Annotated in this window: 9 protein-coding genes; 1 reads left to right on the top strand and 8 read right to left on the bottom strand. The window is 42.1% G+C overall.

Annotation, left to right across the window (positions count from 1 at the left end; translation table 11 throughout):
- Positions 1 to 101 precede the first annotated feature (101 nt).
- The 6 genes from AC58QT_RS04640 to AC58QT_RS04615 all read right to left on the bottom strand — a co-directional run bounded on the left by AC58QT_RS04640 (position 102) and on the right by AC58QT_RS04615 (position 4,979).
- Entirely contained in the window at positions 102 to 884 is a 783-nt protein-coding gene (locus AC58QT_RS04640; RefSeq protein WP_497407895.1) for a class I SAM-dependent methyltransferase, read from the bottom strand.
- 187 nt (positions 885 to 1,071) lie between these two features.
- Complete coding sequence (locus AC58QT_RS04635; protein ID WP_497407894.1) at positions 1,072 to 1,443, bottom strand: VOC family protein; 372 nt, start codon at positions 1,441 to 1,443, stop codon at positions 1,072 to 1,074.
- Between the two features lie 70 nt (positions 1,444 to 1,513).
- Positions 1,514 to 1,969 carry a MarR family winged helix-turn-helix transcriptional regulator gene (locus AC58QT_RS04630; RefSeq protein WP_497407893.1) on the bottom strand — a complete coding sequence of 152 codons (456 nt, stop codon included), beginning with the start codon at positions 1,967 to 1,969 and terminating at the stop codon, positions 1,514 to 1,516.
- A 290-nt stretch (positions 1,970 to 2,259) separates the two neighbouring features.
- Positions 2,260 to 2,742, bottom strand: coding sequence for a hypothetical protein (locus tag AC58QT_RS04625; protein WP_497407892.1), 483 nt, complete (start codon positions 2,740 to 2,742; stop codon positions 2,260 to 2,262).
- Between the two features lie 502 nt (positions 2,743 to 3,244).
- Complete coding sequence (locus tag AC58QT_RS04620) at positions 3,245 to 3,769, bottom strand: GrpB family protein (RefSeq protein ID WP_497407891.1); 525 nt, start codon at positions 3,767 to 3,769, stop codon at positions 3,245 to 3,247.
- A gap of 166 nt (positions 3,770 to 3,935) precedes the next feature.
- A complete protein-coding gene (locus tag AC58QT_RS04615; RefSeq protein WP_497407890.1) occupies positions 3,936 to 4,979 on the bottom strand; it encodes an SGNH/GDSL hydrolase family protein in 1,044 nt (347 codons plus the stop codon).
- A 215-nt stretch (positions 4,980 to 5,194) separates the two neighbouring features.
- Between AC58QT_RS04615 and AC58QT_RS04610 the strand changes: the two genes are divergently transcribed.
- On the top strand, positions 5,195 to 7,528 hold the full coding sequence (locus tag AC58QT_RS04610) for a glycoside hydrolase family 2 protein (RefSeq protein WP_497407889.1): 2,334 nt from the start codon (positions 5,195 to 5,197) through the stop codon (positions 7,526 to 7,528).
- 38 nt (positions 7,529 to 7,566) lie between these two features.
- On the opposite strand, the gene AC58QT_RS04605 is transcribed toward AC58QT_RS04610, so the two are convergent.
- Entirely contained in the window at positions 7,567 to 9,915 is a 2,349-nt protein-coding gene (locus AC58QT_RS04605; protein ID WP_497407888.1) for an AraC family transcriptional regulator, read from the bottom strand.
- A 215-nt stretch (positions 9,916 to 10,130) separates the two neighbouring features.
- A complete protein-coding gene (locus AC58QT_RS04600; protein WP_497407887.1) occupies positions 10,131 to 12,605 on the bottom strand; it encodes a glycoside hydrolase family 38 N-terminal domain-containing protein in 2,475 nt (824 codons plus the stop codon).
- Positions 12,606 to 12,680: the final 75 nt, after the last annotated feature.

Genomic DNA, 12,680 nt, shown 5'->3' with positions numbered 1-12,680 from the left:
ATGACAAAAACTTGATCCCATTCCCGGCCCGGCTTTGCGGACAAAAAAAGCCTTCCATTTTTATGAAAGGATGTTCATTGAGCTATAGTTCTCCGTTTAGTTTAACTTATTTTTACAGCAAACCACACCGTCCAAGAGTCTTTTTCTACTATCGGAAGTTTTTTTACATCAATTTTACTTTCAATATACAATATTAGTTCATTAAGTTCATTTTCCGTTAACTCATGCAAAATTGAACGACCTGTTCTTTCAAGAAGGTCTCGGTGTAATGAGTCAACATCATTGTATTTACGTCTAGTTTCCCATATCTGATTTTCGCTAAGGAGTCTAAATCCATTAGATTCGAGTGCATTTCGTACATTAATCGATTCATGTCGGCGATTAATTTCTTTATCAACTAATTTAGGATACTTCTCAAAAAAATAACCTCTAAGATGGTTTTCGTTTCCTGGCATTAAGCAATCCTTAGCTGTCCTATCTTGAACTATAAATATGCCTTTTTTCTTCAAAATGCGATTTGCTTCCTTAAAACATTTATTTAAGTCAACTAGATGGTGAATTAACGCTCTCTCTAAAATTATATCGTACTCACTCTCAGGAAGCTTCGTATCATAAGCGTCTCCTTGCAAAAACATCACGTTTTTGCAGTCCTTACAGTTCTGTGAAGCACCTTTTAACATTTCTACAGAAAAGTCTACGCCCGTAACTTGTAATGCTCCCATACTTAAAAAGGATTTTGTGTAAATGCCTCCGCCGCAACCGATATCAACAATCTTGCTTCCAATAACATCAACATTTTCTTCAATTAGAGAAATCCAGGATTCATCAGCATCCCTTGTTGTATAGGTCATTCTGTTTTTGTCTTCGTGGAAGTTAATAGGCATTTTAATCCCCCTCCGTTGTTTCACACAATGAAATGAAGTTTCATAATAATGCATATTAATTGTACCATAAAGTTCCAGATGAGCAAACGATCTTTTTAACTGCTGCCCGTTACTTCAATGGCAAAATGCAGCCGATCGTTTGTCAGCTGACATCGTGTCATGATTCAACTATCGTCTCCCTTTAACATTATGTTCGATAATAGGACAGCACCCAGCACACGCCGTTTCGGTCGGTAACGATGGCCAACAATCCGTTAAACGGAGCTTCGTACGCTTCCGAATTAATAATCCCTCCCGCCACAAATTCCCGATAGATCCTTTGGAACTCTTCCTCCGTCTCCATTCTCAAGAAAACTCTCACGTAATCGCCTTTCATTATCGGCTTTGCCGCTTTAGTATCAGCAAACTTAAGGGTTACCCCCTCTACATGCAGGTCCGCATTAAGCACATCTTCCCCTTGCCCGCGAAGAATTGCAATCTCGCCGCCCAACACTCTTTGATAATACTTGATTTCGTCTTTGCAATTTTCCACTACGATAAACGGATTTACTATCATCATTTACATCCTCCTAAAATTTATTTGATCATATTTGGAACACGCGATTTCAATGGCATGAACGACATCTTGCTCAGTCCTGCTCGCTCAGATTGCGAAGAACTGTTTTAAGCAGGTTTACCAATAAGTCATACTCCTCATCGGTGATGCCCTTCCGGGTTTTGTTCTTAACGCGACCCAGCGCTTCCTGAACCTTCGGTACCACTTCACATCCCGAATCTGTCAAAAAGAGCAGCTGATAACGGTTATCACCTGGATCAATTTCCCTTCGCACGTATCCTTCCGCTTCCAGCTTGGTAATCGCCTTGGCGGTAGTCGTCTTGTCAATAAGCAGCTTCTCGCTTAATGCCTTCTGAGTAATGGGCTGCTGACCAGCAATCGCCATCAGAAATATATACTGTCCGCTTCCGATTCGATATGGCGCCAGCTCGGCTGAGATTAATATCTGCATGTGGCGATAGATGGCTGAGATGTATTGGCCGTGCGATTCCATCGCGCCCTTATCAGGTTGTCTCCAATGATCGATCAATTTACTCTCCCCTTAAATAGGATGTTATTGCAACTAATTTTATGATACGCAATATAGGATGCTATTGCAACTAATTTTATGTAAAATTCCACTATATTCGTCACCACAACTTGGGATTTTCTGCCTTTCTTATATCAGTGTGGAAAAATTGAAGAGCAAATGTTAGATCTACCGCTTTACGCAAGCGAATGCTGATAGACAAGTTGACTCAAAAGCATACTGGATTCATGAAGGTTGACCGAACGTGTCCTATATTCACCTATCGTTCCTCGTTACTTTAATAAGCCTGTTTATTTGAGAAATAAATCAAGCTTTTTTCTATAGTCATTGATATCGTGATATGTCTTTAACCCATTTTCACTTCGTAAATCATTCAGTTCTGAAAGTTTAGTAATGAGTTGCTCTGCGATGAGTCGGATATTTTCTTTAGAGAACAAATGCTTCTTATAAATGGACTGCTCTGTACCCCAAATTACGTTTTTCCCCTTATAAAACGCATCAATATAGAATCCACCACAGCCAAAAATACCACATGAACAAGTGAACATGGGATATTTCCCACGATATGTGAGGGAATTAAAGAACTCCGTGACAACAAATACTTCGTCCTCATCTTCATTAAGCCTAATCTCATTTACATAAAGATATATTCTTTCATTTAATACAGGAGCCAGTATCCTTTTGTGTTTAGAGATGTTTATATACTTTTTTGATACATCGACCAAGACTTCAATTGTTAATTTATCATAAACTTTTTTCTTGAAAAGCCACACATTGTTTACCGCCTTTAATTTATTACTCCATTATCTTCAACGCATTTTTCACGAAATCCTCCCTTCAGCTTAATGAAAAAGGAGCAGTCACCGCGGCGGCAAACTGCTGTATTGCTGAACAAACGTTCTTTCATTAGCGTAACGAAGGGGTACCATCACCTGAAATAAATGCAACAATCGCCTCCTGATCTAACAGAATTATTTAGATTCTATGTAAATAGGATATGATGTTGTACACACCGATAAATCTTTCAAATAATCACGAGCCTCCAGTGGAAAAACTCGATAATCCAATAAGTTCATTAATGGCAACCATTCAATTCCCAATTGACCAGAGTCAGGAACATCGCCCACACCAGCGGTTTCAATGGAACTGGATGAGCATAAAAATATAAATTCAACCTGATGAATCCTTTTTGCCTCATTGATCAATTCCCTGATAAATACTAAATCTCCTACATTTCATGAATCAATATTGCCTTTGAGGCATTCCTTATCAAAATTAAAACCTCCTAATGGTTATTCCTGCATGCCAAGTAAGTGCAAGTTGTTCCATTTCACTTACAAATGCTTTTTTTGCTGGACTATATTCACTTGTGTTTTCAAAGCGATGAGCTAACTCTTCTTTAAAACGACTGTATCTAGCAACCTCTTCTGGATGGCTTCGCAGATAATCTCTAAATATGAGATGCCTTGCGATCTGAGGATTATCAAATTGATAAAAATGAATATGATGAGTTCTATTTTCCCCACCTTTTCGAAATAACCTTCTACCTGAAATTCCCCAGTCACCAGCAACGTCATATCCGTGTAGAGTCATTTCTTCATTGAATAAATCAACCTTTTCTATGTCATTTACCAGACACATCATGTCGATTACTGGCTTGGCACTTAATCCAGGAACTGATGTACTACCAAAATGTTCACTTCGGGTTATTACTTCTCCAAATATTGTCTTCAAAAATTCAGCCTCATTTTGAAACATCTGAATCCATTGTTCACTGTAATTAGTTAGTCTTATCTTCATGAAATACCCCCTATTTTGATACAAACTAATTACTTATTATTCCATATCATGCTTCACTATCCTGCCCGATCGTTTAGCGTTGACAGCCAATTGGAACTAAAGTTTTATGTAAGACCTTAAAAAAGAACATTTAAATGGCACTGTCGGGAATGGGATCAAGTTCTTGTCACCCGACATTTCCCGTATCGATGATATGTAAGTTTTCCCTTAGAAGCGGGACAAAAGCCTGGAAATAAAGCCAGTGCCCATAATCATTCGGATGATTGATGTTGTTCAGGAGCAGACTTTCCGGTGATTTGCCGGCCGCCAGTTCCTCCTCCCAAACCGCAGTGACGTCAGCTACCCCGACACCATATTCCCGGCCAAGCCGGCGGATGACTTCCGCAAACCGGCCAGTCCATCCGCTGGCATACCACCATTTCGGATTCGGCAGGCAAGGTGTCACGAGCACAATATCGCTATTGTCCAACTTCTTAACGGCCTCGATCATTTGACATAGATTGCTTTCAAAATCCGCCGGTGAAACGCCCACTCCTTCCCCATATTTGTTCTGATCGTTCATCCCGAATCCGATGATCACGAGATCAGGCTGCAAAGGAATGACATCGCGCTCTAGGCGATTCTTTCCATCTTTGCTCGTTTCACCTCCGACTGATTTATTCACCAGACGGATCCGGCAGCCCGGATAGTGATCATTGAGAAATTGATGAACTCGGTTGAAGTACATAAACTTTTCTTCGCTCGCCTCCCCACCTGCACTAATGCTGTCGCCAAAAACAACGATTGAACGCTCCTCGCTGGTTCGCAGTTTGGAAAGCCAGCGCTCCACTCCAACTCGTTTTCCGCTATTATCGTGGGCAACGAAGCCGTCTGCTAACGGATCATTCTCATACACATAATCCCCATACACGGTAAAATCACGATTGCTGCAGTTTTTGAACACGGTATGATCAAACTCCGATTGGCTATATAATTCGTGACGAGACCAATCTGGGATTCCGCTTTGCGTCGTCCGGCGAATGACACCGCGATCGTAATCGACGACATAATCGATTCCCTCTGTGTAAAATATATTGTCCGGATGTTCCTCATCCGCATGACTCCGCAATACCATACCCTGCTTGGCTAAAGGACGGTAGCGGATCGGCATGTTCTCTTCTCGGATAAAAATAAATGCTTCCGCAGTCTGTTGGCAGCTTTCTGGATTCATGGGCACGCAACTCCTTCATTTGTAAAATCATATTCATCTGAGGTCACACTTCAACTTTAGGCGTTGGTTACGATAAAGTATATTGCACATTAGGCACTTTCCTTCAAATTAAGTCATATCCGAAAATCGTGCAATTTTTCTGAACATACGGCAAGTTTTATCCTCCCCTCCCTTTTACAATGAGTTCATTGGCAGTAAATTGAGGAGGTTTTCAGATGACAAAAGAATTGTGCCTAGATGGACAATGGAAGCTCGTTTATTTTCCCCAAGGAGAATGGCAGGTCCACCATCCAGATGAATTGAGTAACTTCGATTTGCCTTCTATACACGCATCTGTACCAGGGAATGTGGAGCTTGATTTAGTAAGTAGCGGTCTACTTCCTGAGCTCTTTCTCGGAACGAATATCAATGAACTCCGTCCTTACGAGCTTTATGAATGGTGGTACAGCTTAGAGTTCACCGCACCGTCCCACTTGGAAGGCAAACGAACCGAACTGGTGTTCCAAGGAGTGGATTGCTGCGCAACCTATTGGCTAAACGGAGAGGAACTTGGCTCCAGCGATAATATGTTTATTGAGGTTAGGCTCGAGACAACGAATTCGCTGCTCTGCGAGGGTGTGAACAAGCTGTTCGTACGATTGCGTTCTCCCATTATTGAAGCCATGGAGCGTAGCACCGACGCGATTTGTTATGGACCAATTACCAATGGCGAGCAGTTATTCGTACGTAAGGCAGCCCATAGCTTCGGATGGGATATTATGCCCCGCGCGGTTTCTGCGGGCATTTGGCGTTCTGTATCCTTAGTCGCATGTGAGGATCATGCTTTGACCGACCTTTATTTCTATACCCTATCTGTAGATAAAAATCTTTCAACTGCTCAAATCGGATTATTTTACCGAGTGGCCACAAATCCTGCGTATTATTATCATGGATTGGAGATTAGGGTCACAGGCAAATCAGGTGCATCCGAATTTCAGATGAGTAGGCCTGTATTGTTCAGCACAGGCTCCTTAACCATATCCTTGGCGAACCCACTGCTCTGGTGGCCAAATGGATATGGGGAAGCACATCTATATGAAGTTACGATCGAATTGATTCATCAGGGACGTGTCCTTGCTTCACGTACGGAGCAGATCGGCGTTCGTCTAGTCGAATTGATTCGCACAGAAACAACTACCGTAGAAGCCGGAGGCGAATTTCTTTTCAAAGTCAACCACACCTCGATCATGTGCAAAGGATCAAATTGGGTACCAATGGATGCGTTTCATAGCCGAGATGCCAGCCGCTACGAGAACGCTCTCCAGCTGTTCTGTGAAACTGGCTGCAATATCGTTCGCTGCTGGGGAGGCAATGTCTACGAGGACCACGCTTTTTTTGACTTCTGCGACAGTCATGGGTTAATGGTTTGGCAGGATTTTGCGATGGCCTGCGCGGTCTATCCGCAAACGCCGGAATTCAGCGAGTCTATGCGACTTGAAGCTCGCTCCGTTGTCAAGAAATTACGGAACCACGCTTCGTTTGTTCTATGGTGCGGAGATAACGAATGTGACGAGGCTTATGGGTGGTATGGTCTGCCTGATCCTGGCGTGAATCAGATCACACGAAGCCTGCTTCCGCAAGTTATCCATCAATACGATCCTCACCGGGCTTATTTGCCAAGCTCTCCTTATCTGTCACCTGAGGTTATCCGATCAGGCAACATGAACCTAGCTCCCGAACGGCATCTTTGGGGGCCGCGGGATTACTATAAAAGCTTCTTTTATAAGACGAGTATGGACCATTTTATTAGTGAAATTGGGTATCATGGCTGCCCGAATTTATCATCGATCCAGAAGTTCATAGAGCCTGAGCATTTATGGCCATTTGATAATCAGAATGAGCAATGGATCGCCCACGCAACGGAAGTTAGCGGCTCACAGGGACATAACGCAACGCGTATCCAGTTAATGGCGAATCAAATTAAAGAGTTGTTCGGTGTCATTCCCGAATATATTGAAGACTTTATACTTGCTTCGCAAATTTCCCAAGCTGAGGCGAAAAAGTTTTTTATCGAGACAGCTCGACTCAAAAAATGGCGGAAAACAGGCATCATCTGGTGGAATATGATCGACGGCTGGCCACAATTTTCGGATGCTATCGTTGATTATTACTATTGCAAAAAGTTGGCTTTTCATTATATCCAAAGAAGCCAAGTCCCTGTCTGCATCATGATTGATGAGCCTGAGAATTGGCATGTGCGTGTAGCCGCAGGCAATGACTCTAGAGAAACTGCTACCGGCTCCTATCGCATATGGGATGCAGATTCTAATGAAACACTTATGGAAGGAAGCTTTGTAGTGGAAGCTAACGGAACTTCCGAGCTTGGGAAAATCCCGATTTCTCACGCCAAGCAGCAATTACTGCTCATTGAATGGAACATCCAGGGACGAACCTATGGCAATCACTACCTGCTTGGCTTCCCCGCATTCTCTTTGGAAACATATAAGAGCTGGTTGCCTCAAATTGTCGCTATTTCTAATGATTTTCGAGCCGATGAGATCGGCAGATAGGGGGACTTTACGATGGAGAAAATGGTACTTCTTTTGTTCTACTGATTCAATTTCGTCATATTTCTGCGCAAGGCATACTCCTTCGGTGTGACCTTGTATTTCTTTTTGAACATACTGAAGAAATACGTTTCATTCATGATGCCGACCTTTTCAACAATTTCATATACACTCAGGTTATCTTGGATAAGCAGCTCTGCCGCTTTGGCTAATCGAAACTCATTAATATAATCAGGAATCGATATCTGCGTAGCTTCCTTATATATTTTGCTTAGATTTCTTGTGGAAATTTTCATGATCGAAGCGATCGAAGTCAAGCTTAAAGATGGATCTTGGAAATGAATTTGAATGTATTCCGTAACCGCATCCACTAAGAAGTAGTTGAGTTTATTGGTATTTCCCTCATGATCTTTTTTGAACGAATCTTGCAGGGCACCTAAAATAATTCGATGGATATCGACAATCGTCTCTTTCTCTAAAATATTGCGGCTAATGGAAGAAATATGCAAAGATGGCGCTACCGTCACTTTCATTTCTTCGAGCGTATCTATGACGGCATCCACGAGTCTGATTATTGAGACTAAAGCATTGTGATAGTTTAGCGTGCCCAACTCCTCAAATATATGTGCTAATACCCCCTCCATCGCGGTGATATCACTCGTTTTCATCGTTTCCAAAAACTGATCTTCCAGACTTTTGGGATGCCCTGTTTTTTTACTCTCCACATTTTTCCTAACCGTTTCATATGTCAGGACAGCTGAATGCCCTAATAATAAGCGATACATCGCTTGATCCAGCGCCTTATTATACAAACCGTGTAATTCCTGCATGTGAGTCTTCTTCTCACTGATCGATGCCGTGAAGGAAACTTTAAAGTATCGGGAAACGTTCTCCTGAGCTTCTTTAAGGAGAGGAACGATATGATGAGGGAACTGGTCATCCCCTTCTGGGATACTTACAATTAATACGACATGATCGTCTTTCATATCCAGTCCTTCGTTAGGGAACTTTTTGGCCATAATTTCAGAAGCAATATTGATCATAGCAAAGCGAATCGTATCTTTATCCTTGGCATGGAACGAACGCTGAAATTCCTTATAATTATCGATTTTCAATACACATATGGCATATGAACCTTCCAAGGATAATGAAATTCTCATTTCTTTAAAAATACTTTCTAATTCAGATCTGCCGATGGATAAACTCTCTGTGAGCAGCCTGCTTAACCAATAATGCTTCATAACATCTTTGAACTGCACCTTTTCCTTATCAAAATGATCAAGCATCTCCATAGATTGTCTGTAGACGGTGTTTAAATAAGAGATCTCATCGACGACCTCGTCTTTGTCCGATCTCCGGATTCGATCCATCATGATCGAATTCACCAGTTTCCCCACGGGCCCATATATTTTCCGTGAAATACCAATGGATATCACAATGGCCATGACAAGAAAAATGAGCGTGATGATGATAATACTATTTCTTAATCTATTGATATACGTATAAATTTCAAGGATTGGCTGTGTTTTTAGAAGCGTCATCCCCGTGTTATCGACATTGGTGTACGTCACTAAATATTGTGTTCCGTCATGCTTGCTTTGAAAAAAACCATCTCGTTCTGCCTGTGGATGTTCCGTTTTATACCCCATAAAGTCACTTTTCAGCCACTCCTTCATCGTCGGGTCATTGTTACCATCATCCAAGTAATTACTATTCTGATCCAAAATAAAAACATTATCGCCTTTTTTCTTATCAATCATATTAATTTGATTAATATTTTCTAGCAACCACTGCGGTTTAACGTTAATGACGACAACGCCCTCCGGCTTCGCTTCACTCGCTGTAGTTTCGTATATGAAATAGGAGAATACATACTCAGGCTCGGTTTTCCCGTTTACCAGTTTTTTGATATCACGAAATATCGGCTTTAACTTTGGCAGGGCTTGATTCGAATTAATAAAATCGTAGAGCATCTGATCTTTAAAAAACAAAGGAAAGCCCGAACTATAGGATTGATCCAAATTCCGATTATAAATGCCTATGGAATGAATATAAGGATTTGCTGAAGTGACAGAACTGACGACTCTCGACAAGTGGCTTGACACTGCAATCATATCTTCCTGCTTCGCATTCATGATAGCGGTTACATCGCTATTTAAGTAAAGAAATTTCGATAAATTGGAAATCGTTTGATCCATGAACGACATATTATACTTGACTTGATATAGTATTTTTTGATTGGCTGCATATTCATTTTTGACCAGGAGATTTTGTGAATTGATATAAACAACAATGGAAAGAACAACAACAAGTAGCAGAATTGCCGCACTTATCCATAGCACCATTTTTATAAAGTAAGCTTTTGCTCCTAAAAGAGATTTGATCTTCATACATTTATGTACTCCTTTATACAAGCATATCTTCACCAAGTATACATCAATTTCTGCTGAAACAGCATATAATGTCATCTAAATGTAGTTGTTCTCTGCTCGAATGTACACTGTAATCTAAGTCATTTCCTATAAATATGGTACTTTGCAATGCCCTTATCACGCCTTACATACAAATAGCCCTACGAGTTATCGTAAGGCTGCATGCAGATAAATTACCCTTCCATGAGTTCACATTCGAGTAAAGTTCTCATTTGCTTATCTAACTTGTATGTCTTTAGTTCAAAACCATTGAAACCAATGGGCAGTTCGATGTCCATGCTCGGAATCTTAACCACAGTTGATCTAGCTAGCCCAGTTGGCTCAAAAAATCGCAAGATATATGAGTCTTCACTGTTTTCGGCACGCTTAAATCCTGTCAGTTGGATCACATCATCTTCTAGTTGGATAGCAGCTGCAGGTAGGTGTCCCTCACCATGGGGGAAGAACGAAAGTGCATATGGCTTCTCATTCCGTTGCAGCGCCTCACGGTCAATATGTGCAAGTCTTTCCACCCTCGAACCTGTGTTCAACCAGAATCTAAAGATACGTTCACCCTGATCAATGCGTGGAGAGAAACGATCCGTTGGCATCAAAGGTCGCTCAAGAATGGGATGTGCCGTGTAAGCCGCCCCTCGCAATAACGAAGGTCTCATGACACCATTCGAACTGTCTGACCCATAAATCCCATCATTAATTAATGTAACAGCGTCAGTCTCGGACATAAGTGCTGTCCACTTCTGTGCAACAACTTCTGTTCCATCCGTCGCAAGAGATTGCACGCCGTAGACTGTCTGCCCAACATAACGACTTTCTTCCAATACGGTTGGAATGAAGAGCTTCAGCATGCTATCCTTCTCTTGCCAATATACACGCACATGAACCTCTATTTCCGTTCCTTGTTTGGGTAGTTTATACGTGATAACGACCGCAGAATGCTCATACATCAATAGGGATTCAATGACAGTACGTACTTCACCGTCTTCAATGACCCTAACTGAAGGGAGAATCCCTTCGGTAATACCCGAGAAGGCTGTACCCTCTTCCGGCAGCATGAGACGAAAAGCCCCTTTCACCTTCTCAAACCCATCTGTATCCATGCACCAAGGATCCCCACTATCGGCAATGACCAAGGGTTGGAATGCCCCCTCTTTTAAATAAGCGATACCGCCTGCGACATACTGATCTATAAGTCCAGTTTGTGTATTAATGACCACATGTAAGGCATGCGATCGGAAATGAATATCACCATCTTCAAGCTCTACCTGCGGTTTAGGCTTCGAAGGCAGCAACTCAATTCGGCAATCGAATCGGTTCATGGCAGATGGCGTTAATTGCGCTTCAAACACTACCCTTTTGCGCCAATCCAAATTGATATTACTATGTTCCTTCTCAGCTTGAGATGGCAATCGAACACCATCCTGAAAGACGACAGGCATCGAGAATTCATTTTCCCAATTCTGATCTGCAAGCATAAATTCGCATTCAAAAACACCACGAACTGGATAAGGATGTGGGTTATAAACGAGAATTGGATACTCGCCTTCAGCTGCCACTCGTTGACCGCTCGATAATGCGAAGAATGCTCGTGCTTTCAGCCTTGAGACAATTTCCAAACCATGATCAATCAAGCGAAGGGAAGCTTCTTCCGCGGGCTGTATAGAGGTTCCAGGTAAAATATCATGGAATTCAGCCATCATTAGATCATGTAACGCATCGTTCAACTCTTCTTTGGGATAGCGAAGGTAACCTTGGATACCAGCGGATGACAGCATTTTTTCTGTTTGATATAGCTCATTCTCAAGCTGACGATGCTTTTGCTTGATTCGAATCATGGAGGTGTAGCATCCGACAAAACGTGGATTCAGATCATCCCTATGGCGTGGCAGCGCATCTGCATTCTTTGCAAGATCCGCAAAATAAGCCTCTGGCGTCGAATGTAAGACCTCATCTTTTCCCTGCGTTGATTCAATCAAGGCGCCAATATGGTTTAGATCTAAACGAGATGGCCCTCCACCGTGATTGCCGACACCCCAAAGCACAAGCTCAACATCCTGAGTTGTCTGCTTATTGATTCTCTCTTCCACCTTGATATGCGCTTGACCAAGCAGTGTGTTATATCCATCTTGTATTTGATGGGCAAGTACTTCAGAGCCATCGAAACCAACCCAAACGAATTCTTGTGCAGGGCCTGCTACTCTATCCTCAGGACGCATAAATAAATAGGAATCGAAACCAGCTTTTCGCATGATCTGTACAAGTCCCCTAGAGTGCCCGAAGGAGTCAAAATTGATCGCTGTGGTTGGCATTACACCAAATTTGTCTTTGAAATAAGTCTTTCCAAGCAAAATTTGTCTGACCATCGACTCCCCCGAAGGCATATTGCAATCCGGTTGTAAATACCATCCTCCCATGATGTGCCATTTACCGGCTTGAACAAGTCCCTGGATTTTAATGAACAGCGAAGGCTCGTACTCCTCGATCCATTTGTACAGCAAGGCTTCATTATGGTTGAATATATACCCCTCATATTCATCACAAAATGCTGCCGCAGCCCGGAAGGTGGATACCGCAGCTGCAGCTCCTTCTTCCCACTCCCATTGCCATACAGGGTCCAAATGAGCATTGCTTAACAAATGGAATTTCCGCAAAATAATCTCTCCTCTTTGGTCATGAATCGATATCATCTGCATCCATTTTCTCAAAAGATCATCTCAGCGTATATT

The organism is Paenibacillus sp. J31R109, assembly GCF_059692055.1.
Note: the sequence above shows the minus strand (reverse complement) of the source record. Positions and strands in the feature narration are given on the sequence as shown.

What these genes read in the sequence shown, in the direction of transcription:
- AC58QT_RS04640 (WP_497407895.1), bottom strand. Translation starts at nt 884, where the DNA reads ATGCCTATTAACTTCCACGAAGACAAAAACAGAATGACCTATACAACA.
- AC58QT_RS04635 (WP_497407894.1), bottom strand. Translation starts at nt 1,443, where the DNA reads ATGATGATAGTAAATCCGTTTATCGTAGTGGAAAATTGCAAAGACGAA.
- AC58QT_RS04620 (WP_497407891.1), bottom strand. Translation starts at nt 3,769, where the DNA reads ATGAAGATAAGACTAACTAATTACAGTGAACAATGGATTCAGATGTTT.
- AC58QT_RS04615 (WP_497407890.1), bottom strand. Translation starts at nt 4,979, where the DNA reads ATGAATCCAGAAAGCTGCCAACAGACTGCGGAAGCATTTATTTTTATC.
- AC58QT_RS04610 (WP_497407889.1), top strand. Translation starts at nt 5,195, where the DNA reads ATGACAAAAGAATTGTGCCTAGATGGACAATGGAAGCTCGTTTATTTT.
- AC58QT_RS04605 (WP_497407888.1), bottom strand. Translation starts at nt 9,915, where the DNA reads ATGAAGATCAAATCTCTTTTAGGAGCAAAAGCTTACTTTATAAAAATG.